General features: G+C 70.9%; 24 protein-coding genes. 12 read left to right on the top strand and 12 right to left on the bottom strand.

What is annotated here, in order from left to right; genetic code table 11:
• Together AS594_RS15385 and AS594_RS15380 are read right to left on the bottom strand one after the other, a co-directional pair.
• Positions 1–252, bottom strand: coding sequence for a DUF397 domain-containing protein (locus AS594_RS15385; protein WP_069932842.1), 252 nt, complete (start codon positions 250–252; stop codon positions 1–3).
• Complete coding sequence (locus AS594_RS15380) at positions 249–1,034, bottom strand: helix-turn-helix domain-containing protein (protein WP_240509260.1); 786 nt, start codon at positions 1,032–1,034, stop codon at positions 249–251. Before AS594_RS15380 ends, AS594_RS15385 begins: the two co-directional genes overlap by 4 nt.
• Before the next feature lie 152 nt (positions 1,035–1,186).
• On the opposite strand from AS594_RS15380, the gene AS594_RS15375 reads away from it, so the two are divergent.
• Entirely contained in the window at positions 1,187–1,615 is a 429-nt protein-coding gene (locus AS594_RS15375) for an ATP-binding protein (RefSeq protein WP_069933909.1), read from the top strand.
• On the opposite strand, the gene AS594_RS15370 is transcribed toward AS594_RS15375, so the two are convergent.
• Entirely contained in the window at positions 1,605–2,477 is an 873-nt protein-coding gene (locus tag AS594_RS15370; RefSeq protein ID WP_069932844.1) for an NAD(P)-dependent oxidoreductase, read from the bottom strand. The two genes, AS594_RS15375 and AS594_RS15370, sit on opposite strands and share 11 nt — an antisense overlap.
• Positions 2,478–2,664: 187 nt before the next feature.
• Between AS594_RS15370 and AS594_RS15365 the strand changes: the two genes are divergently transcribed.
• Complete coding sequence (locus tag AS594_RS15365) at positions 2,665–2,937, top strand: DUF1876 domain-containing protein (RefSeq protein WP_069927577.1); 273 nt, start codon at positions 2,665–2,667, stop codon at positions 2,935–2,937.
• 99 nt (positions 2,938–3,036) lie between these two features.
• Here AS594_RS15365 and argS read toward each other — a convergent pair whose 3' ends face one another.
• Positions 3,037–4,806: an arginine--tRNA ligase gene (gene argS / locus AS594_RS15360; protein WP_069927576.1), complete on the bottom strand. Its 1,770-nt coding sequence runs from the start codon at positions 4,804–4,806 to the stop codon at positions 3,037–3,039.
• 266 nt (positions 4,807–5,072) lie between these two features.
• Here argS and lysS point away from each other — a divergent pair, with 266 nt between their 5' ends.
• Positions 5,073–6,851, top strand: coding sequence for a lysine--tRNA ligase (lysS, locus tag AS594_RS15355; protein ID WP_069932845.1), 1,779 nt, complete (start codon positions 5,073–5,075; stop codon positions 6,849–6,851).
• Positions 6,852–7,000: 149 nt separating this feature from the next.
• Here lysS and AS594_RS15350 read toward each other — a convergent pair whose 3' ends face one another.
• The 3 genes from AS594_RS15350 to AS594_RS15340 all read right to left on the bottom strand — a co-directional run bounded on the left by AS594_RS15350 (position 7,001) and on the right by AS594_RS15340 (position 10,461).
• Positions 7,001–8,593 carry a DUF2637 domain-containing protein gene (locus AS594_RS15350; protein ID WP_069935130.1) on the bottom strand — a complete coding sequence of 531 codons (1,593 nt, stop codon included), beginning with the start codon at positions 8,591–8,593 and terminating at the stop codon, positions 7,001–7,003.
• 160 nt (positions 8,594–8,753) lie between these two features.
• Positions 8,754–9,464 (bottom strand): DUF3558 family protein, encoded by a 711-nt coding sequence (locus tag AS594_RS15345; protein WP_069935129.1) that lies wholly within the window; start codon positions 9,462–9,464, stop codon positions 8,754–8,756.
• A gap of 31 nt (positions 9,465–9,495) precedes the next feature.
• Positions 9,496–10,461 (bottom strand): hypothetical protein, encoded by a 966-nt coding sequence (locus AS594_RS15340; protein WP_069932847.1) that lies wholly within the window; start codon positions 10,459–10,461, stop codon positions 9,496–9,498.
• A gap of 161 nt (positions 10,462–10,622) precedes the next feature.
• On the opposite strand from AS594_RS15340, the gene AS594_RS15335 reads away from it, so the two are divergent.
• The 4 genes from AS594_RS15335 to AS594_RS15320 all read left to right on the top strand — a co-directional run bounded on the left by AS594_RS15335 (position 10,623) and on the right by AS594_RS15320 (position 13,978).
• Positions 10,623–11,816 (top strand): RtcB family protein, encoded by a 1,194-nt coding sequence (locus AS594_RS15335; protein ID WP_069932848.1) that lies wholly within the window; start codon positions 10,623–10,625, stop codon positions 11,814–11,816.
• Between the two features lie 303 nt (positions 11,817–12,119).
• Positions 12,120–12,782, top strand: coding sequence for a hypothetical protein (locus tag AS594_RS15330; RefSeq protein WP_141746841.1), 663 nt, complete (start codon positions 12,120–12,122; stop codon positions 12,780–12,782).
• A 3-nt stretch (positions 12,783–12,785) separates the two neighbouring features.
• Complete coding sequence (locus tag AS594_RS15325) at positions 12,786–13,265, top strand: phage holin family protein (RefSeq protein WP_079148467.1); 480 nt, start codon at positions 12,786–12,788, stop codon at positions 13,263–13,265.
• Positions 13,241–13,978 carry a DUF3618 domain-containing protein gene (locus tag AS594_RS15320; protein ID WP_069927570.1) on the top strand — a complete coding sequence of 246 codons (738 nt, stop codon included), beginning with the start codon at positions 13,241–13,243 and terminating at the stop codon, positions 13,976–13,978. The genes AS594_RS15325 and AS594_RS15320 overlap by 25 nt, the downstream gene beginning before the upstream one ends.
• Before the next feature lie 132 nt (positions 13,979–14,110).
• On the opposite strand, the gene AS594_RS15315 is transcribed toward AS594_RS15320, so the two are convergent.
• Together AS594_RS15315 and AS594_RS15310 are read right to left on the bottom strand one after the other, a co-directional pair.
• Positions 14,111–14,866, bottom strand: a complete 756-nt coding sequence (locus AS594_RS15315; RefSeq protein ID WP_069927569.1) for an SDR family NAD(P)-dependent oxidoreductase — start codon at positions 14,864–14,866, stop codon at positions 14,111–14,113.
• A 9-nt stretch (positions 14,867–14,875) separates the two neighbouring features.
• Positions 14,876–15,226 carry a YnfA family protein gene (locus AS594_RS15310; RefSeq protein WP_069927568.1) on the bottom strand — a complete coding sequence of 117 codons (351 nt, stop codon included), beginning with the start codon at positions 15,224–15,226 and terminating at the stop codon, positions 14,876–14,878.
• Between the two features lie 61 nt (positions 15,227–15,287).
• Here AS594_RS15310 and AS594_RS15305 point away from each other — a divergent pair, with 61 nt between their 5' ends.
• Positions 15,288–15,758, top strand: coding sequence for a hypothetical protein (locus AS594_RS15305; protein WP_069927567.1), 471 nt, complete (start codon positions 15,288–15,290; stop codon positions 15,756–15,758).
• Positions 15,759–15,798: 40 nt separating this feature from the next.
• Positions 15,799–16,410 carry a TetR/AcrR family transcriptional regulator gene (locus tag AS594_RS15300; RefSeq protein ID WP_069927566.1) on the top strand — a complete coding sequence of 204 codons (612 nt, stop codon included), beginning with the start codon at positions 15,799–15,801 and terminating at the stop codon, positions 16,408–16,410.
• 60 nt (positions 16,411–16,470) lie between these two features.
• Here AS594_RS15300 and AS594_RS15295 read toward each other — a convergent pair whose 3' ends face one another.
• The 3 genes from AS594_RS15295 to AS594_RS15285 form a co-directional block, all read right to left on the bottom strand.
• The gene (locus AS594_RS15295) at positions 16,471–17,220 is read right to left on the bottom strand and encodes a Mut7-C RNAse domain-containing protein (RefSeq protein ID WP_069927565.1); all 750 of its coding nucleotides are present in this window, start codon (positions 17,218–17,220) and stop codon (positions 16,471–16,473) included.
• A 78-nt stretch (positions 17,221–17,298) separates the two neighbouring features.
• Positions 17,299–17,550, bottom strand: coding sequence for a hypothetical protein (locus AS594_RS15290; protein ID WP_069927564.1), 252 nt, complete (start codon positions 17,548–17,550; stop codon positions 17,299–17,301).
• Between the two features lie 178 nt (positions 17,551–17,728).
• Positions 17,729–18,334 carry a hypothetical protein gene (locus tag AS594_RS15285; protein WP_079144584.1) on the bottom strand — a complete coding sequence of 202 codons (606 nt, stop codon included), beginning with the start codon at positions 18,332–18,334 and terminating at the stop codon, positions 17,729–17,731.
• Between the two features lie 116 nt (positions 18,335–18,450).
• On the opposite strand from AS594_RS15285, the gene hemL reads away from it, so the two are divergent.
• From hemL to AS594_RS15270, 3 genes are all read left to right on the top strand, one after another.
• Positions 18,451–19,767, top strand: a complete 1,317-nt coding sequence (hemL, locus tag AS594_RS15280) for a glutamate-1-semialdehyde 2,1-aminomutase (protein WP_069927563.1) — start codon at positions 18,451–18,453, stop codon at positions 19,765–19,767.
• Positions 19,764–20,441, top strand: coding sequence for a histidine phosphatase family protein (locus AS594_RS15275; protein ID WP_069927562.1), 678 nt, complete (start codon positions 19,764–19,766; stop codon positions 20,439–20,441). The genes hemL and AS594_RS15275 overlap by 4 nt, the downstream gene beginning before the upstream one ends.
• Positions 20,442–20,583: 142 nt before the next feature.
• Entirely contained in the window at positions 20,584–21,822 is a 1,239-nt protein-coding gene (locus tag AS594_RS15270) for a polysaccharide deacetylase family protein (RefSeq protein ID WP_069927561.1), read from the top strand.
• The last annotated feature ends 8 nt before the right edge of the window (positions 21,823–21,830 follow it).

The raw sequence follows: 21,830 nt of genomic DNA, 5'->3' as shown, positions 1-21,830 counted from the left end.
TCAGCCCCCGTGCGACGCGCCGGCGTACCTCGCGAAGTGCGACCAGGTGGCGGGGGTGAGAGTGAGGCTCGGGCCGTCGGGCACCTTGGAGTCCCGGACGTGGACTGCGGTGGGGCAAGCGGCGATCTCGACGCAGGCGCCGCCCTCGTCGTGGCTGTGGGTGGACTTGCGCCAGGCGTAGGCGACTTCGAGGCAGGCCCCGCCTTGCTCGCTGCTGTAGCTGGACTTGAACCACTCCAGTGCGGTGCTCATTGCTCTCCTAGCAGCCGGTCCAACAGGCCCTTCGTTTCTTCGGAGTTGAGGGCCTGCGTTCGCAGCATCGCATATTTGCGCTCCAGGATGCTCACCTCGTCGGGATGAGAAATGAGCTGGCTGCCGCGTTGAGTCTCGGCGTACCCGAGGTGTTGGTGGTCCGGTGATTCCAGCACGATGAAGGGGCCCGAGAGCCCTGCGTGAGTCTGTCGCCCGAGCGGCATGACCTGTAGGGCGATGCCCGGGAGATCGGCACATGATCGAAGGTGGCGCAGTGTTCCGGCGTGCACGCCATCGCCGCCCAGGCGGTCGACCAGGACCGCTTCGGAGACAATGAAGCTCGCGGTGGCGGGCTCCGCGCGCCGCAGGATGTCCTGCCGTGCCAGCCGGGCTGCGACGCGCTGCTCGATTTCCTCAGCGCGGAGCGCGGGTACGTCTGTACGGAAGACTGCACGGGCATAGCCTTCCGTCTGGAGCAGACCCGGCAGCACCTGGTTCTCGAACCACGACAGCGCGATCGCGTCACGCTCCAAGTCCATGTACTGCTCCGCCCATGCCGGGATCAGGTCGATCTCCGGCATGTTGTCGACCGCCGTCTCCAGTGCGTGTTTGGTGTCCAGCAGGCGGTCCAGCAGCCTCGCCAGGTCCGGCTTGAGCGGTCGTCTGCCCTGCTCGACGGAAGCGACCGTCTCCTCGCCCGCGCAGATCCGTTCCGCCAGCTCCCGCTGTGTGAACCCGGCGTCCTCCCGGAACCGGGCCACCAGCGCGCCCACGAGCTTCATCGCCGAGGCGTTCTTCCGCTGCCGCTTCCTGGGGTGCATGACTGTCCAACTCCCCACCGTCGTCCGTACGTCACGCCTGAACGACCCGTACGGAATTCTTGTACGGGTCCGCGCACTGCATCACCGTAGTCACACTGCGTGACGCTCGCCTCATGAACGAGACGATGCAACACCCGGTGCTGCGCGAGCGGTTCTACCGCCGGGAACGTCGGTCCGTGGCCGCTGCCAGGGACTTCGCGCGCACCGCCCTTGCCGAATGGCAGCTCGGAGTGTGCCTGGACGACGTACTGCTGTGTGTGAGCGAGCTGGCCACCAATGCCCTGGTGCACGGAGTTCCGCCGGGGCGTGGATACCGGCTCCGGTTGTGGCTCTGCGGAGACGTTCTGCGTGTCGAGGTCCACGACAGCGGCAGCGGGCTTCCCCGGGTCCGGGAGCCGGACGGGGAGTCGGGGCGGGGGTTGTTGCTCGTTGCGGCGCTGGCCGACAAGTGGGGGGTCGGGGAGCGGGAGCCGGGGAAGATCGTGTGGTGCGAGTTCGCCGTCGTGGAGGGCGGCGTACCTTCCCGCTGCGTTACTTCTTGAGCAGGTCCACCAGGCGGGACAGCCCGTCCGCCGCGTGGCCCTCCGCCACCGACCGGTCGAGCAGCTTCTGGAACGGTACGAACAGCTCGGGGCTGACGCCCTGGTCGTCGTACGTTTCGATGAAGTTGGAGAACGCCGCCTGGTTGATGCCGAGGCTGGACACGTCCGTCAGGTGCTGCCCGGAATCGACTGCCGCCGCCACGCCCGGGACCACTCCGCCGAGCATGGCCGAGACCCACGCGTGCAGCGGCTCGGCGAACTCCGCGGCCGTGATGTTCTCCGTACGGACCAGGGCGAACGCCTGCGCCACGCCGATGAACATGCCGTACATGCCGGTGAGCAGGGCGATGTCGTGGAGGGCCGCGCGGCCCGGGTCGGTGCCGACCCACTGGGTGCCGCCCAGGGCGGCGAGGGTGGGCCGGTGGGTCTCGTACGCCTGCTCGTCACCGCTGTAGAGGACGTACGCCCCCGGGGTCGCGATCATCTGCGGGACCGCCATGATCCCGCCGTCGAGGTACGACGCGCCCTGCTTCCGCGCCCGCAGGGCGAGCGCGCGGGCCTGGGCGGGGGTGCCGTTGGTGAGGTTCACCAGCGTCTTGCCGGTGAGGTCGACGGCGGCGAGGGTCTCGCCGACGTTGTCGTTGGTCGTGAAGCAGACGATCACCAGGGGGCTCGCCGCCACGGCGTCCGTGACCGTCTCGGCCGGGGTCGCCCCCTGCGCCACGAGGGGGCCGGTCTTGGCGGCGGAACGGTTCCAGACGGTGACCGGGTGGCCGGCGTCCAGGAGGGCGGCGGCGAGGGCGCTGCCCATCATGCCGAGGCCGAGGACGGAGACGGGAGACGCAGGGAAGGGCTTGGACATGGAGGCTCCTGGGTGGAGGGAAGTTTCCGACGTTTCCGGGGCCCTTCGATCCTTGCCGGGCGCTGAGTTGGCGACAAGTACCGACTATTTCGTCAGGTACTCACCTTTTGGTTAGTGGGGAGTGGTGATCCGGGGCACGGCGGCGCACCCTGGAAGGGGGCAGCGGCAATGCTGGAGGTGATCGGCCATGCACACACTCGTCGGATGGCACATCGAGATGGAGTTCGAGGAGCACGACGGCAGGACCAGGGCTGCCGCGATGGTGCGGCTCGGCGACGGCACGGAGCTGCGGGCCCACGGGTACGCCAAACGGCACCCGACGGATGTCGAGCAGCTGCGGGTCGGCGAGGAGATCGCGGCGGCGCGTGCGCTCATGGACCTCGCGTCTCAGCTGCTGGGCAAGGCCCACGGCGAGATCGATGAGGCTGCCGGACGGCCGTCGTATCCGCTGACGAGCTGACGAGCCGGCGAGCTGACGGGAACGACGGCCGAAAGCGGCCGAAGAACGGCGATGCCCCCACCGGACCGGTCCCGGTGGGGGCATCGCCGTATCGCGTGATCAGAGGCGCTCGGGCGTGCGGATGCCGAGCAGGGCCATGCCCTGGTGGAGCGTGCGGGCGGTCAGGTCGCAGAGGAAGAGGCGGTTCTCCGCGACGTCGGGCGCGGGCTCGGGCTTGATGACCGGGCACTGGTCGTAGAACGTCGTGTAGAGCGACGCGAGCTGGTAGAGGTACGCGGTCAGCTTGTGCGGCTCGTACGCCGAGGCGACCTCGGCCAGCGTCTCCCCGAACTGGTCCAGGTGCAGGCCCAGCGCGCGCTCGGCCGGGGCCAGTTCGAGCTCCGGGTGAGCCGCCGCCGTGCGCTCGCCGGCGTTGCGGAGGATCGACTGGATACGGGCGTACGCGTACTGGAGGTACACGGACGTGTCGCCGTTCAGCGACACCATCTGGTCCAGGTCGAACTTGTAGTCGCGCGCCGCGGACGTCGACAGGTCGGCGTACTTGATCGCGCCGATGCCCACCTGGGTGGCGCGCTCGGCGATCTCCTCCTCGGTCAGCCGGCCCTGCTTGTCCTTCTCGCGGACGACCACGGCCGCGCGCTCGACGGCCTCGTCCAGCAGGTCCACCAGCCGGACCGTCTCGCCCTCACGGGTCTTGAACGGCTTGCCGTCCTTGCCGAGGACGGTGCCGAAGGCGAGCTGGACCGCGTGGACGTCCTCGTTCAGCCAGCCGGCCCGGCGGGCGGTCTCGAAGACCATCCTGAAGTGCAGGGACTGGCGGGCGTCCACCACGTACACCAGCGTGCTCGCGCCGAGGTTCTGCACGCGGTCGCGGATCGCGGAGAGGTCGGTGGCCGCGTACCCGTAGCCGCCGTTCGACTTCTTCACGATGAGAGGCGACGGCTTGCCGTCCGGGCCCTTCACGTCGTCGAAGAAGACGCACAGCGCGCCGTCGGAGCGGACCGCGACGCCCGAGTCCTCCAGGATCTGGCAGGTCTCTTCGAGCATGGCGTTGTAGCCGGACTCGCCGACCACGTCCGCGTCGTTGATCTCCATGTCGAGCTTGTTGAAGACCGAGTAGAAGTAGATCTTCGACTCGTCGACGAACCGCTGCCACAGGGCGAGGGTCTCCGGGTCGCCGGCCTGGAGGGCGACCACCCGGTCGCGCGAGCGCGCCTTGAACTCCTCGTCGGAGTCGAAGAGCACGCGCGACGCCTTGTAGAGGCGGTTCAGGGACGACATCGCCGCCTCACCCTCCTCCGGGCCCCCGTGCTGGTGGTCCAGCTCGTGCGGGTGCTCGGTGAGGTACTGGATGAGCATGCCGAACTGGGTGCCCCAGTCGCCGATGTGGTGGCGGCGTACGACCTTCTCGCCCGTGAATTCGAGGATCTCGACCATCGCGGCGCCGATCACGGCGGACCTGAGGTGGCCGACGTGCATCTCCTTGGCCACGTTCGGCTGCGCGTAGTCGATGACCGTGGTGCCCGGGTTCTCGGCCAGCGGTACGCCGAGACGCGCGTCGGCGGCGCGGGCCGCGAGGGTCTCGACGATCGCCCGGTCGGTGACCGTGATGTTCAGGAAGCCGGGGCCCGAGACCTCGATCTCCTTGATCACGTCACCGGCGGGGAGCCCGGCGACGACCTGCGTGGCCAGCTCACGCGGGTTGGCCTTGGCCTTCTTGGCGAGGGCAAGGATGCCGTTCGCCTGGAAGTCGGCCCGGTCGCTTCGTCGCAGCAGCGGGTCGGCGGCTCCGGCCTCCGGCAGGGCTGCCGAGAGGGCGTCCGCGACGCGCTGGTTGACGGTCGAAGCGAGGGAATGGACCGAGGCCATGAGCTGCCGTTCCTGTCGAGAGGAAAGTTGAATGTGCAGACGAGTATTTCATGGGGGGTGTGCGGCCGTCGTCTCGTATAAAGGCAGCAGCCCGGAATACCGGCGGCAGGTCCCGTGACACGGGCGGCAGGGCTCCTGGACACGGGTGACAGGCTCCGGGACACCGGCGGCAGGCTCCTGGACGCCGGTGGCAGGCCCCGGATGCCCGTGGTTCGTCTGGGAGAATGGCTGACGTCAGCCATCGAGAGCTATGAGGGAAAGAGGACGTGCCGATCGTGGCTCAGAGCAGCACAGAGACCGACTGGGTCTCCCGGTTCGCGGACGAGGTCATCGCCGAGTCGGAGCGACGTGCCCCTGGGGCGAAACACGATGGTGCTGCCTCCCCGGTGGTCGTCGTCGCGTCCGGCCTCTCGCCGTCCGGGCCGATCCACCTGGGCAACCTGCGCGAGGTCATGACCCCGCACCTGGTCGCGGACGAGATCCGGCGGCGCGGGTACGAGGTCCGGCACCTGATCTCGTGGGACGACTACGACCGGTACCGCAAGGTGCCGGCCGGCGTCGCGGGGGTCGACGAGTCGTGGGCCGAGCACATCGGCAAGCCGCTGACGTCGGTGCCCGCACCGGCCGGGTCGGCGTACCCGAACTGGGCCGAGCACTTCAAGGCGGCCATGACGCAGGCGCTCGACGAGCTCGGTGTCGAGTACGACGGCATCAGCCAGACCGAGCAGTACACGGCCGGTGCCTACCGCGAGCAGATCCTGCACGCGATGAAGCACCGGGCCGACATCGACGCCGTACTCGACCGGTACCGGACGAAGAAGGACCCCAAGCAGCAGGGGCCGAAGCAGGGCCAGAAGCAGGGCCAGAAGCCGGTCGACGAAGCCGAGCTGGAAGCCGCCGAGGGCTCCGGGGCGGCCTCCGAGGACGATGGCAGTGGCGGCGGCGCGGGGTACTTCCCGTACAAGCCGTACTGCACCGCCTGCGGCAAGGACCTCACGACGGTGACGGCGTACGACGACGACAGCACCGCGCTGTCGTACGTGTGCACCTGCGGGCACTCCGAGACCGTGCTGCTGAGCGAGTTCAACGGCGGCAAGCTGGTCTGGAAGGTCGACTGGCCGATGCGCTGGGCGTACGAGGGCGTGATCTTCGAGCCGAGCGGTGTCGACCACTCGTCGCCCGGGTCGTCGTTCGTCGTCGGCGGGCAGATCGTGCGTGAGGTCTTCGGCGGCGTGCAGCCGATCGGGCCGATGTACGCGTTCGTCGGCATCAGCGGCATGGCGAAGATGTCCAGCAGCAAGGGCGGCGTGCCCACGCCCGCCGACGCGCTGAAGATCATGGAGGCGCCGCTGCTCCGGTGGCTGTACGCGCGCCGCCGGCCGAACCAGTCGTTCAAGATCGCCTTCGACCAGGAGATCCAGCGGCTGTACGACGAGTGGGACTCGCTGGAGAAGAAGGTCGCCGAGGGAACCGTGCTGCCGGCCGACGCGGCGGCGCACTCGCGGGCGATCAGGACGGCTGCCGGTGAACTGCCGCGCACGCCGCGCCCGCTCCCGTACCGGACGCTCGCCTCGGTGGCGGACATCACGGCCGGGCACGAGGACCAGGCGCTGCGGATCCTGAGCGAGCTGGACCCGGCGAATCCGGTCACGTCGCTGGACGAGGTGCGGCCGAGGTTCGACCGCGCCGAGAACTGGATCACCACGCAGGTGCCGGCCGAGCAGCGGACGGTGGTGCGCAGTGAGCCGGACGCGGAGATTCTGGGTTCGCTGGACGAGGCCGGACGGGAGTCGCTGCGGCTGCTGCTGGAGGGGCTCGACTCGCACTGGTCGCTGGACGGGCTCACGACGCTCGTCTACGGCGTACCGAAGGTGATGGCGGGGCTGGAGCCGGACGCGAAGCCCACGCCGGAGCTGAAGGTCGCCCAGCGGTCGTTCTTCGCGCTGCTCTACCAGCTTCTGGTCGGCCGGGACACGGGCCCGCGCCTGCCCACGCTGCTGCTCGCGGTGGGGGCGGACCGGGTGCGGAAGCTGCTCGGGGCCTGATCCCTGCGAGCTGGGAGCTGCGGGCTGCGGTTTGCGGCTCGCGGGTCGTGCGAAGGCCGCCACTTCCGGGAATCCGGGGGTGGCGGCCTTTCGCGTACGAGGGGCGGGGCCGGGACGCATCGCGGGGCGGAAGCGGGCCCGGGCGTGGCCTAGGCGATGTGCTCGGCGTCCAGTTCCCGCTGGTAGCGGATCTCGAAGCGCTTGGCGTAGTCGGACAGCTCGCCGGGGGTCGGCGGCTCGGCCCCCAGGTCCCGGAGGTACGAGCCGAACTCGCGGGCGGTGGGGACGGTTCTGTTCTCGCCGACGTACTTGCGGAACGCGCCGTAGTACCACTCCTCGGGTTCGCTGGCCTCCTCGTACTGCTCCCCGTACTGCTGCTCCTCGTACTGCTGCTCCACGTACTCCGCGGGGAGCTGGCTCCCCTGTTCCTGGTACTCGGCCGGGTCCTGCTCGTGGCGCGGGCCCGGGATGCCGCCGAGGGGGCGGGTGCGGCCGGGACCCGACGGGACCATCACGGGGGCGGGCTCGGGGCCCTCGGCGTACGCGGGGACGTACCCGTTGTCGTACGCCGCCTCCTGGGCAGCCTGGGGGCCTGGGGGGCCTGGGGGCCTGGGGAGCCTGGGGACCTGGGGGACCTGCGGCGCGGCGAACCAGGGGCTGGAGTGGGAGCCGGGGCCCTGCTCCGGGGCGTGGGGGGCCTGGGGGGCCTGGGGAGCCTGGGGGACCTGGGGGACCTGCGGCGCGGCGAACCAGGGGCTGGAGTGGGAGCCGGGGCCCTGCTCCGGGGCGTGGGCGTCCTCGGTGTCCTGGTGGTCCAGGTCGGCGTCCGGGGCCTCGTCGGGCCACTCCTCGTCGGGGTACGGCAGGCCCTGACCCGGGTCCCGGCCCTGGGTCCGGCCGCGGCCCTCGTTCTGCCGCTGATCGCGGTCCACCCCGGCCTGCGACTCCGGCCGCTGCTGCGCCTGTGCCGGAAGCTGGGCCGGCAGGGCTCGCACCTCCTGAAGCTGCGCCTGCGTCTGCGCCTCGGTCTCCGGCGCCGGGGGCAGCAGCGCCGGCTCGATGCCCGCCGCTGCCAGGCCGGCGGGGCCGGTCTGGGCGAGCGGGACGCCGTACTTCGCCAGGCGCAGCGGCATCAGCGACTCGACCGGCGCCTTGCGGCGCCAGCCGCGCCCGAAGCGGGCCTGGAGCCGCGCCTGGTAGATCAGGCGGTCCTGCTCCAGCTTGATCACCTGCTCGTACGAGCGCAGTTCCCACAGCTTCATCCGCCGCCACAGCTTGAACGTCGGCAGCGGCGACAGCAGCCAGCGGGTCAGGCGCACGCCCTCCATGTGCTTGTCGGCCGTGATGTCGGCGATCCGGCCGACCGCGTGCCTGGCCGCCTCGACGGAGACGACGAAGAGGACCGGGATGACGGCGTGCATGCCGACGCCGAGCGGGTCGGGCCACGACGCCGCGCCGTTGAAGGCGATCGTCGCCGCCGTCAGCAGCCACGCCGTCTGGCGCAGCAGCGGGAACGGGATGCGCATCCAGGTCAGCAGGAGGTCCAGGGCCAGCAGGACGCAGATACCCGCGTCGATGCCGATCGGGAAGACCAGCGAGAAGTCCCCGAAGCCCTTCTCCTCCGCGAGCTCGCGCACGGCGGCGTACGAACCGGCGAATCCGATCGCGGCGATGACCACCGCTCCGGCGACGACGACACCGATCAATATCCGGTGTGTGCGTGTCAACTGCATCGCGGCCACCCGCGATCCCCTCCCGTTACGACGGACTTGGCGGGGGTCAGCCTGGCACATGTGTGCGGGTCGCGTTGCGGGGGTATGGGCGGAGCCCGGCCTTCAAGGGGAAGGTCGGGCTCCGGTAAGTGCCTGGAAAAGGCCGGTACGTACTACTTCCCGCTGGCCGCTACTTGTTGGCCGCGGCGACCGAGGCCACGGCCTCCTTCGCCGCCTTCTGGGCGTCCTTCAGCAGGTCCGCGGCCTTCGGGGACTTGGCACCCTGGTAGCCGGCACCGTTGTAGATGACGGTGGCGACGACGTTCTCGGTACGTGTCACGACCGTTGCGTACTTGAAGTCCGCGTCCGTCTTCCGCAGGTCGTACGTGACCGTCGTCGCCTGGTCGCCGATGCCCGCGGAGGGCTCGTCCTTGACCTTCTTCGCACCGTTCGTCGCCTTCACGGCCGCGACCTGCTTCGCGTAGTACTCACCGGCGAGCTTGTCGCCGGGGCCGCGGGTCTGGTCGGACTCGTACCGCATGAAGGACACGGACAGCCAGCGGTACTGCGAGCCGTCGACGCCCTTGTTGTCCAGCCCGTTCCAGGAGCAGCCGCCGCGGGCGGACACGTCGTTCGACTTGTCGGCCGTGCCGGACTTGTCCTTCGCCTCGGGTACCAGCGAGCCGACCGTCTTCTTCTTGACCGACTTGCAGGCGTCGGGCAGTTCGGAGAACGCTGCGGGCGCGACCGTCGGCTTGGCCGACGCCGAGGGCGAGGCGCTGGCGGAGGGGGACGCGTCCTTGTCGCCTCCCGAGTCCGAGGAGCAGCCGGCGGCGACGAGCATCACCGGGACGGCTGCGCAGGCGAGTATGCGAGAGAGTCGCGGGGCTGATCGGTGCATGGTTCCTTCACTCATGGAGGCTGATCGACTGCTAGTCACTGAACTGCTCGGCGAGTCGGCGGGCGAGGGCCTGCGTCTTCTCCTGGAGTTCCTTGCTGTCGGGGAGATCGTTGGTCGTGGTCGGCTGCTCGCTGTACTGGACGGTCACGATGACGTTCGACGTACGGAACACCACGCTCACGGTACGACGCTGAGCCGTCGAGCCCGAGCGGACCAGGGCGTCGTCCAGGAAGGCGGCGTCGCCGAGACCGGCGAGGGTACGCGGTTCGAGGCCCTCCGGAGCCTGGGCGACGGCGCCGCTGTTGCCGCCGGCGCCGGTCGCGCTGTCGGACGCGCCGCCCGTCGGGCCTTCGGTGGCGCTGTCCGCCGAGCTGTCGGGCGTCGCGGTGGTGGAGTCGCCGCCGGGCTTGCCGGCCGCCTTGGAGGGCGGGGCGGTCGGGGGGTCGTCGCTGGAGCCGCTGCCGGGGGAGGCGCTGCTGTCGCCCTCGCCGTCCTCCGTGGCGCCGCCGTCGTCCGGGTCCGCGCCCTCGTCGGGGTCCGCGTCCGGGCTGCGGGTGGGTGCCGGGAGGTCGGCCGCGGTCTCCTGCTTCGCGAAGACCTCCTCGGCGCGGTCGTCGTCGCTGACGTCGGCGTCGTACGAGACGACCCGCTCGAAGTCGACCAGGAGGTGGTGCGTGGCGGCCGGGGAGTCCACCTTCCACTTGCAGCCGACCCGCCGGTCCGTGTCGTACGTCACGGCCGCGGTGCCGTCGTACGCCTTCTCCTGCTGCTCTTCGGGGAGCGTGGCGGCGCCGGGCAGGAGGTCGCGCAGGATGCCGCGGTCGACGGAGCCGCAGGGCTCGCGGAGCGTGCGGTACTTGCCGGGGGCGGCGACCGACGTGTTGGCCTCGCCCGCCTTCGCGTCGGCGGTGGAGCCGTCGGTCCCGGAGCCGCCGGTGCAGCCGGCGGTAAGCGCCGCGAGGAGCGCGACGCCGGTTACGTACACCTTTCGCTGCACGGTCCCAGGCTCCCTTCGATCAGAAATGCGGTTGCCGCGCGATGGCGGCCGGTGGACACAATGTGTATCGCACGCACTGGGCGGAACGCCGGTCCGCTGTCTCATTGGCGGTAGTTGGTGCCAGTTTTGCGTTTTCGGAGTTTCGGGGGAGTTGAGGGGTTATGTCGTATGTAGAGGTACCGGGGGCGAAGGTTCCGATCCGGATGTGGGCCGACCCGGCGACGGTCGAGGGCGGCGCGATGCAGCAGCTCCAGAACGTCGCCACGCTGCCGTGGATCAAGGGTCTCGCCGTCATGCCGGACGTCCACTACGGCAAGGGCGCCACGGTCGGCTCGGTGATCGCGATGCACGGCGCGGTCTGTCCGGCGGCGGTCGGGGTCGACATCGGCTGCGGAATGTCGGCGGTGAAAACATCACTCACGGCGAACGACCTTCCGGGTGATCTTTCCCGGCTCCGTACGAAGATCGAGCAGGCGATCCCGGTGGGCCGGGGGATGCACGACGGCCCGGTCGACCCGGGCCGGCTGCACGGGTTCCCGACGGCGGGGTGGGACGACTTCTGGGGACGGTTCGACGGAGTGGCCGATGCGGTCAAATTCCGTCAGGAGCGCGCCACGAAGCAGATGGGAACGCTCGGATCGGGAAATCATTTCGTGGAGTTCTGTCTCGACACGGACGATTCCGTTTGGCTGATGCTGCACTCCGGGTCGCGGAACATCGGCAAGGAGCTGGCCGAGTACCACATCGGCCAGGCGCAGAAGCTCCCGCACAACCAGGGTCTGATCGACCGTGACCTGGCGGTCTTCATCGCGGACACCCCGCAGATGGCGGCGTACCGGAACGACCTCTTCTGGGCGCAGGAGTACGCGAAGTACAACCGCGCGATCATGATGGGGCTCTACCAGGACGTGGTCCGCCGGGAGTTCAAGAAGGCCAGGGTGACCTTCGACCCGGTCATCTCCTGCCACCACAATTACGTCAGTGAAGAGCGCTACGAGGGCATGGACCTGCTGGTCACCCGCAAGGGGGCGATCCGGGCGGGCTCCGGCGACTTCGGGATCATCCCGGGCTCGATGGGTACGGGGTCGTACATCGTGAAGGGGCTGGGCAACGAGAAGTCGTTCAACTCGGCCTCGCACGGCGCCGGCCGCCGGATGAGCCGCAGCGCGGCGAAGCGCCGCTTCTCGGCGCGGGACCTGGCGGAGCAGACGCGGGGAGTGGAGTGCCGCAAGGACTCCGGTGTCGTGGACGAGATCCCGGCGGCGTACAAGCCGATCGAGCAGGTCATCGAGCAGCAGCGGGACCTCGTCGAGGTGGTCGCGAAGCTGAAGCAGGTCATCTGCGTCAAGGGCTGAGGCGTACGAGGCCCGACGGCCCCGGTGGGCGGCGGGGGCGGGTGCCTCGGGGCTGGACGCGCCGGAGCGCGTCAAGGGTTGCTCACGGAAGGCCCCGGCTGTGGTTGCCGGGGCCTTCTCGCGTGCCCGGGGTGCGGCTGACCTGGGTGTACGGGGGTGAACCCGGAATGTGGATTTATCCCGTTTCGGGGGTCTATGGGGGGTTACTCGGAGGGTGTCCCAGCCAGCACGAGAGACACGGGGCCGGCGTGAGGCCCCCGGCACACCGGCCGGGTTCGCGCAGTCCCGAAGAAGGTGGAATCCATGAGTGGTGTGTCCGCGAACGGCGGTGCGGGGGGAGTCCAGCAGGCCGGGCAGAAAGCGAAGGAGGAAGCATCGGTCACAGCCGGTCAGGCGAAGCAGGCGGCGGGTGAGGTCGCCGGTTCGGTGGCGGAGCAGGCGAAGGCCGTCACGGGTGAGGCCCGGCAGCAGGCCGGTACGGCAGTGCGTGACCTGCGGGGACGCGTGAACGACGAGGTGCAGGGGCAGGCCGAGCGGGCGGCGGGCACGCTGCGCAAGTGGGCGGACGATCTCGACGGCATGGCCCAGAACGCACCCGGTGACTCCCCGGTGCGCGGCCTCGTGGCGCAGGCGGCCGACGGTGGCCACCGCGCCGCCGATTACCTGGACAAGAACGGTCTGGGCGGGGTCGTGGACGACGTGCGCGGTTTCGCGCGGCGCAAGCCCGGGGTGTTCCTCGGCGGCGCGGCACTGGCGGGCCTGGCGGTCGGCCGGCTGGCGAAGGCCGGCAAGGCGCAGTCGGGGAGCAACGGTGGCAGCCGTGCGGGCGACGGCGGGAGCAGGGCCGGCGGCGACGCCGCCACGTTCCCGCAGGACCCGCCGGTGCAGGTGCCGCCGCCCGAGACCGACAGCAGCGCGGCTCGGGCTCCCGGGTGGGCCGGGCTGCCGGGTGCACCGGAGGTGTGAGTGATGTCGACGCATACGCCGCGTGCCGGGTACGACCGTGCCGCGTACGAGCGGGCCCCCTACGAGCGGGCGCAGCTCGCCGAGCGGGTGCAGGGCAGGCCGGCGCGGAGCAGCTCGGTGGGTGAGCTGCTGTCGGACGTCACCTCGGACGTACAGCTGCTCTTCCGGCAGGAGATGGAGCTGGCCAAGCTCGAAATCCGGGAGGAGGCCACCAAGGCGGGCAAGGCCGCCGGGATGTTCGGCGGGGCCGGGTTCGCCGGGTACATGGCGGCGCTCTTCGCTTCACTGGCGGCCGTGTTCGGCCTGGCGAACGTGATGGACACCGGGTGGGCCGCGCTGATCGTCACCGGGGTGTGGGCGCTGGTCGGCGCCGTCCTGTTCGTGATGGGCCGCTCGCGCATGCGCAGCGTCAGCCCGAAGCCGGAACGGACCGTGCAGACACTGAAGGAGGACGCGCAATGGGCACGTCACCCGACCAAGTAAGGGCCGACATCGAGACGACGCGGGAACGGCTGTCCGCCGACGTCGACCGGCTGGCCGACCGTACGAGCCCCCGCCGGATGGCTCGTCGGCGCAGCCGGCGGGTGCGCGGCGCGGTGTCCGGCGTGCGCAGGCGGGTCATGGGTACCGCCTCGCACACCACGGACATGGCTCAGGACCGTACGCAGCAGGCCGCGCAGTCGGTGCAGGAGGGTGCCGGGCAGGCCGCCGACACCGTGCGCCAGACGGCGGGGCAGGCGGGCGACGCGGTCAGGAAGGCGCCCGAGCAGGCGATGCGCCAGGCCGAGGGCAACCCGCTGGCGGCCGGTCTGGTCACGTTCGGCGCGGGTCTGCTGGCCGGCTCCATGCTGCCGAGTACGCAGGCCGAGCAGCAGGCGGCCGCGCAGCTCGCGGACCGGGCCGGTGGGGCCGTCGAGCCGGTGAAGCAGGCTGCCGTGGAGTCCGCGCAGCATCTGAAGGAGGACGCGACGCAGGCCGCTCAGCAGGCGGTGCAAGGGGTCAAGGAGACGGCCGCCGACGCGGCGCGTACGACGCAGGAGCAGGCGCGCGAGAAGGCCGGCGAGGTCACCGAGCAGGCTCGGGAGTCGGGCCGGACGGTGGCGGGCGAGGCCCGCGATCAGGGCGGTGGCGGACCGGACACCGCGGCCGGCGGCCGGAGCGGCGGCATCCCGCCCGGCCCGACCGGCGGGACATAGCGGGCGGCGGAGTCCCCTCACGAGGGCGGCCCGCACCGGGATCACTTCCCGGTGCGGGCCGCCGTTCGTATGTGCTCCGTGCCCGGCTGCCGGGCTGCCCCGGCGCCGACCGCCGCGCCGGCGGCCGTGGGGTCACAGCTCGCGGTGGACCTTGGTGTTGGACGCCTGGGCGCGGGGGCGGACGACCAGGAGGTCGATGTTGACGTGGCTGGGGCGGGTGACCGCCCAGGTGATGGTCTCGGCCACGTCGTCGGCGCTGAGGGGTTCGGCCACGCCCGCGTAGACCTTGGCGGCCTTGTCGGTGTCGCCCCGGAAGCGGGTGGTGGCGAACTCCTCGGTCTTGACCATGCCCGGCGCGATCTCGATCACGCGGACCGGGGTGCCGACGATCTCCAGGCGGAGGGTCTCCGCGAGGACGTGGGCGCCGTGCTTGGCCGCGACGTAACCGCCGCCGTTCTCGTACGTGCCGTGGCCGGCGGTGGAGGAGACGACGACCACCGTTCCGTCGCCGCTCGCGGTGAGGGCGGGGAGCAGGGCCTGGGTGAGGTTGAGGGTGCCGATGACGTTGGTCTCGTACATCTGGCGCCAGTCGGCGGGGTCGCTGGTGGCGACGGGGTCGGCGCCGAGCGCGCCGCCGGCGTTGTTGACCAGGACGGCGAGGGTGCGGAAGGCGGTGGCGAACTCATCGACCGCCGCGCGGTCGGTGACGTCCAGCGCGTACGCCGTCGCCTGGTGGCCGGCGGCGGTGAGTTCGGCCTCCAGCGCCTCGATGCGGTCCTTGCGGCGGGCGGTGAGGACGACGCGGTAGCCGGCGGCGGCCAGTCGGCGGGCGGTGGCGGCGCCGATTCCGCTGCTCGCTCCGGTGATGACGGCGATAGGCGTAGACATGGGGACAGGCTAGCGAGCGCGTGGTGCGTACATGATGACGGCCATCCCGGCCAGGCAGACGAGGGCGCCGACGATGTCCCAGCGGTCGGGGCGGTAGCCGTCGGCGACCATGCCCCAGGCGATGGAGCCGGCGACGAAGACTCCGCCGTACGCGGCGAGGATGCGGCCGAACTCGGCGTCGGGCTGGAGCGTGGCGACGAAGCCGTACGCGCCGAGGGCGACGACGCCGGCGCCGGTCCACAGCAGGCCGCGCCCCTGGCCGTGGGCCCCGCCCCGTACGCCCTGCCAGACGAGCCAGGCGCCGCCGATCTCGAAGAGGGCGGCGAGGACGAAGAGAGCGGCGGAGCGGGCGACGGTCATGCGTTCAGCGTGTCATGCGGCGAGAGGCGGGCCGGGGGGAAGAAATCGGTATGTTCTGGGCATGGTTGCGATGCGGATGCGCAGGGTTGTGGTGGTGGGGGCCGCTGTGGCGGTGGTGGCGACGGGTGCGGGAGGTTTCCGGGTCGCGCCGGAGGCCGATGTGTCGTACCGCGGCCACGCCGTGCTGGACGGAGGGCGGCTCGGGGTCTGGCTGGAGACGGCGAACCGCGGCCCTTCGGTACTGCGGGACGCGACCGTGCGGCTGCGCTTCTCGGTGCCCCTGGCGGGAGAGCGGGAGCTGCCGCCGCACTGCCTCTGGGGCGGGGAGCGCGAGGTGCTGTGCCGGACCGGAGGGCTGCGGGTGAGGGCGGCCGGACGGCAGTTCGCGTTCCACCTGCGGGCGTCGGGCGATCCGTCGGAGGCGGTGGTGCGGATCAGTACGGCGTGGAACGGCGGCGCGACGGACCGCAATCCGCGGAACAACGAGCACGAGGTGCTGGTGCCGGCGACCGGGGACGGCTACTTCTTCTGACCTCTGGCGCGTCAACGCATGTTGGCCTACATTTGTTGACATGAGTGCCACGCCTGCCCCGCCCGCTCCCGACGCTCCGCCGCCGCGCCGGTCCGACGCCACGAAGGCGGCGATCCTCGACGCCGCCCGCGAGCGGTTCGCCGCCGACGGGTACGAGCGCGCGACCATCCGCGCCATCGCCCGCGACGCCGGGATCGATCCGTCGATGGTGATGCGCTACTACGGCAACAAGGAAGGGCTGTTCGCGGCTGCTTCGGAGTTCGACCTGCGCATGCCGGATCTGGGACGGATCGCCGAACTGGGCGCGCTGCCGGGCAGGCACGTCGGCACCGTCCTCGTCGAGCACTTCCTCGACCGCTGGGAGGCGGACGAGGTGCTGACGGCCCTGCTGCGGGTCGGCGTCACCAATGCCGCCGGGGCCGAGCGGATGCGGGCGATTTTCGAGGAGCAGCTCGGCCCCGTGGCCGCCGGCCTCAGCCCGGACCCCGGGGAGGCGCCGATGCGGGCCGTGCTGGTCGCCTCGCAGATACTCGGCATGGCGATGGCGAGATACGTGCTGCGGCTGCCGCCGGCCGCCGGGATGACGCGGCAGGAAGTGGTCGACTGGCTCGCACCGACCGTGCGGCGGTATCTGACGGCGGAGCGGCCATAGGGCCGGCGGTCACGGACGCCCGCCCGCGTCGCACCCTGCCGTACGCCCTCGGGCCGGCGGTCAGGATGCCCGCTGACGTGCTTCCGCGCCGCCGTGCGTGCGCATGGCGTCGTCGACGATCGTCTGAAGGCTGGAGTGGTGCGCGCCGTTCCAGTAGACGCGTTGGCACGCCGTGCACTGGGCGAATACGTCGTACGAGCGCTCCGTGCCGTCCTCCAGGAAACCGCTCACCGACTCCTTGGTGGCGTCCTTGAGGTCGCCGTTGCAGGCGACACACCGCGTCCACGGAGAGAGCGCGGGCGCGAACCGGCTCAGCACGTCGTCGAGCTGCTCCTTCGGCCGGTCGCTGTAGACGTACGCGCCGGCCCACAGCTCCCGTCGCCGCAGCAGCCCCCGGTCCCGGGACAGCAGCACCCGCCGGTCGCGGGCGGAGTAGGCGGCGAGGGCCGGGTCGCCGACGTCCTCGCTGAAGTACGCCGCGTCGATGCCCAGCAGCCGCAGCCGCCGCGCCAGCGTGCCCAGGTGGACGTCGAGGAGGAAGCGCAGCGGCGCTCCCGGGACCTCCTGCGGGCGTCGCACGGCGAGCACCTCGACGCTCTCGCCCGCCGCCGGGATGTGCGCCGCCGCGACCTCGCGGCCGTCGACGAGCAGGCGTCCCGCCTCGGTGAGCGGGATGCCGAGCGACTCGACGACATGGCCCAGCGTCGAGGCTCCGTCGGTGGTCAGAGCCTTGGGCCCGCCGCGCCGGTCCGCCGCGACGAAGAGGTGCAGTTCGGGGGCGACGCTGAGGTGGATCTCCGGTCCGTTCACGCCGCCAGCATGCCATCGGGGCGTACGCCGCATCCAGGGCTTTCCGGCCGGTGAAGGCCCGGCGTGTTCGATGCGGCGTCATGGGCGCGATCCGACCCGACGGTCCGGCGACGCCGACGCGGCGTAGTAGAGGGCGTCCGGCTCGGCCCAGGACTCGCGGATGATGCCCTCGGTGACCGCCATCAGGTCGAGTTCCGCCGACCGGCCGGCGCTTGGCGCGTACGGCGGCGGGGCCGGATGCGTCCGCCGCCACCAGCGGGAACAGGCCGCGTAGATGCCGGTCGCGCACAACAGGACAGGTATGGCGAGGGCCGTCAGAACGTCGCCCACGGCGGGCCTCCTTCAGCGTCGATGCCCGTTGCATCGGCACGCCGAAGTAAATTCTGAAGATCGTATGCGGATCGCGGCCGGGCCGACCTTTGATCGAGGAGTCACCCGCCCGATGACCGGCCCGGCTACTCCCGTCCCGACCGGCGGGTCCCTGCGCGGCGGGTCCGTCCTGCGCGGGTCAGGGCCACACCAAGCAGTACGGCTGATGTCCCGCCTCGTGCAGGCGGTGGCTGAAGTCCTGCCATTCGTGCAGCAACTGGTAGACGTTGAACGCGTCGCGCGGGCCGCCGCGGTCCGGGACCGTGGACCAGATGAAGGCCGCCGCGCCCACCGACTCCTCGCCGATGCCGCGCAGCGGGTCGACGACCGTCATGGGGAGCTTGACCACCGCGTAGTCGGGGTGGAGTACGACCAGTTCGAGCGGCGGGACCTTGTGCAGGGGTATGCCCTCGATGCCGGTCAGGACCATCGCGGCCACCGTTTCCGGCTTGATCTTCGTGAACATGCCGCCCATGCCGAGCTCGTCGCCGCCCAGCTCCTCCGGGCGCATCGAGATGGGCACGCGGGCCGCGGTGGCTCCATTCGGAGCGCCGAAGTACTTGTAGGTCACCCCCACCCGGCCACTCCTGTTTCCCGTGTCCGCCTTCGCGCTCGCGTTCGCCTCGCGCTTGTCCGCCGCCCTCGCCTCGCGTTCCCGCTCGCGCTCACGCCGATGCCGGCCGCGCTGGGCCCGCTCGGGACCCAGGTCGTCGGTCCCCTCGCCCACTCCGCCACCGCGATGCATATCTCCACCCGACCACTCGCGGCCACGGCCGCGCAACCCGATCATCGTGTCAGTGACCTCCCCCACGCCCGTGCGGTGAAACACCAGTCCGCAAGACCGTCGGAGCCTCTGACACCATGGCTTGTGTGAGCTTCCCCTATGACGCCCCAGTTTCGCAGACGCTTTTCGACCGCGCGTCCCTCGTGACGCCCGGCGGCGTGAACTCTCCGGTCCGCGCATTCCGAGCCGTGGGCGGTACGCCCCGGTTCATGGTGTCCGGTACCGGTCCGTACCTCACCGATGCCGACGGCCGTGAGTACGTCGACCTCGTGTGCTCGTGGGGGCCGATGATCCTCGGCCACTCCCACCCCGAGGTCGTCGCCGCTGTTCAGGAGGCCGTCGCCCGCGGCACGTCCTTCGGCACGCCCGGCGAGGGCGAGGTCGCGCTCGCCGAGGAGATCGTCGCGCGCATCGCGCCGGTCGAGCAGGTACGCCTCGTCTCCAGCGGCACCGAGGCGACCATGTCGGCCATCCGCCTCGCCCGCGGTTTCACCGGCCGCGCGAAGGTCGTGAAGTTCGCCGGCTGCTACCACGGCCACGTGGACGCGCTCCTCGCCGCCGCCGGATCGGGCCTCGCGACCTTCGCGCTGCCCGACACGCCCGGCGTGACCGGCGCGCAGGCCGGCGACACGATCGTCCTGCCGTACAACGACCTCGACGCCGTACGGGCCGCCTTCGCCGCGCACCCCGGCGAGATCGCGTGCGTGATCACCGAGGCGTCGCCGGGCAACATGGGCGTCGTCCCGCCGGCCGACGGCTTCAACGCCGGGCTCAAGGCCCTGTGCCGGGCCGACGGCGCGCTCTACATCTCCGACGAGGTGATGACCGGTTTCCGTACGTCGAAGGCCGGCTGGTACGGCGTCGACGGCGTCGCCCCCGACCTCATGACCTTCGGCAAGGTCATGGGCGGCGGCTTCCCGGCCGCGGCGTTCGGCGGCCGCAAGGACGTCATGGCGCACCTCGCGCCGGCCGGTCCCGTCTACCAGGCGGGCACCCTGTCCGGAAACCCGGTCGCGACCGCCGCCGGCCTCGCGCAGCTGCGACTGCTCGACGACCCGGCGTACGCCCTGCTCGACGCGGTGTCGCGGGAGATCCAGGAGCTGGTCACCGGGGCGCTCACCAAGGAAGGCGTCGCGCACCGGCTCCAGTCGGCCAGCAACATGTTCTCCGTCTTCTTCACGGCCGACGAGGTACGGGACTACGACGACGCGCGGAAGCAGGAAGCTTTCCGCTACAACGCCTTCTTCCACTCGATGCTCGCCGACGGCGTCTACCTCCCGCCGTCCGCCTTCGAGTCCTGGTTCGTCTCCACCGCCCACGACGCGCGGGCCGTCGAGCGCATCGCCGCCGCACTGCCCGCCGCCGCCCGCGCCGCAGCGGAGGCGACCGCATGAGCAGCGAGACCACCGTCGTCCACGTGGTGCGCCACGGCGAGGTGCACAATCCGGACGGGGTGCTGTACGGGCGCCGCTCCGGGTACCACCTCTCGGAGCTGGGCCGGCAGATGGCCGACCGGGTCGCCGAGCACCTCGCCGGGCGCGACATCGCGTACGTCGTCTCCTCGCCGCTGGAGCGCGCCCAGGAGACCGCGACGCCGATCGCCAAGGCGCACGGCCTCGATCTGGCCACCGACGAGCGGCTGATCGAGGCGGGCAACGTCTTCGAGGGCAAGACGTTCGGGGTCGGCGACGGCGCGCTGCGCAGGCCCTCGAACTGGAAGCACCTGACGAACCCCTTCCAGCCGTCGTGGGGTGAGCCGTACATCGAGCAGGTCGTACGGATGATGAGCGCGCTGAACGCCGCGCGCGACGCCGCGCGCGGGCACGAGGCGGTCGCCGTCAGCCATCAGCTGCCGATCTGGACGCTGCGCAGCTTCGTCGAGCGGCGGCGGCTGTGGCACGACCCGCGCAAGCGGCAGTGCACGCTCGCCTCGCTCACGTCGTTCACCTTCGAGGGCGACAAGATCGTGTCCGTCGGCTACAGCGAGCCGGCCCGCGATCTCGTGCCGGCACACCTGCTGGCCGGTGCCAAGCCCGTGAAGGGCAAAGCGAAGGCATTCGGCGCGTAAATCTCTGTCCCGATCCGGCCACAGCCGGCAAAAATGTGCCGGTTCGCCGCAACCCGGTTCCGCACCACCGCCTCTTACCCGATGTCCGTTTGTATGACCGGCGGACGTCAACGGGGACGACAAGCGCGGATGGGGCGACGGTATGCGGGACATGAGTCGAAGGGGTCTGCTCGGACTGGGACTGGGAGCGGCGGCCGCGGTCGGCCTGGCCGGCTGCGGCCTTCCCGGTTCCACGGGGCCGGGCTCCGGTGGCAAGGGCGGTGGCGCCGGAACGCCGTCGCCCGCCAAGAGCGGTGACGACGTACGGCTGATAGGCGACGGCTCGACGGCCGACACCGGCAAGCAGCCGAACCAGCCGGACAAGCCCGTCCCCCTCGAGCCGAGCGAGACCCCGCCACAGTTCGTGATCTTCTCCTGGGACGGGGCCGGCGAGGTCGGCAACGGCCTGTTCCCGCGCTTCCTCAAGCTCGCCGAGGACCACGACGCGGCGATGACGTTCTTCCTCTCCGGGCTCTACCTCCTGCCCGAGTCGAAGAAGAGCCTCTACAAGCCGCCGAACAATCCCGTCGGCGCCTCCGACATCGGCTACCTGACCGACGACCACATCAAGGACACGCTGAAGTACGTCCGTCAGGCGTGGCTGGAGGGCCACGAGATAGGCACCCACTTCAACGGCCACTTCTGCGCCGGCTCCGGCACCGTGGGCAACTGGACCCCCGCCCAGTGGGAGAACGAGACCGCGCAGGCCAAGTCGTTCGTCACGCAGTGGAAGACCAACAGCGGCTGGACCGACCTCGACCCGCTGCCCTTCGACTACGAGAAGGAACTCGTCGGCGGCCGCACCCCGTGCCTCCTCGGCCAGGACAATCTGCTCCCGACGGCGAAGAAGCTCGGCTGGCGCTACGACGCCAGCTCGCCCGGCGGCCGCCAGATGTGGCCCGTCAAGCGGGGCGGCCTGTGGGACCTGCCGCTCCAGGCCATGCCGTTCCCCGGTCATTCCTTCGAGGTGCTGTCGATGGACTACAACATCCTCGCCAACCAGTCGAAGAATTCCACCCAGGGCGTTCCCTCGCGCTACCCCGGCTGGAAGAAACAGGCCACCGAGGCTTATCTCGCGGGTTTCCACCGGGCGTACGAAAGCAATCGCGCGCCCTTCTACATAGGCAACCACTTTGAGCAGTGGAACGGCGGAATCTACATGGACGCCGTCGAGGAAGCGCTCAAGGGCATGGCGGGCAAGAAAGACGTTCGCCTGGTGTCGTTCCGGCAGTTCTGCGACTGGCTCGACGTACAGGACCCGCAGGTGCTCGCGAAGCTCCGGTCGCTCGAAGTCGGACAGTCCCCGGCAGGTGGCTGGAAGTCTTTCCTTAAGGCGTCTTGACAAGGGGC

The sequence above is a fragment of the Streptomyces agglomeratus genome (assembly GCF_001746415.1).
In the GTDB taxonomy this organism is placed as follows: domain Bacteria; phylum Actinomycetota; class Actinomycetes; order Streptomycetales; family Streptomycetaceae; genus Streptomyces; species Streptomyces agglomeratus.
This window is presented reverse-complemented; position numbering and strand designations above follow the sequence as displayed.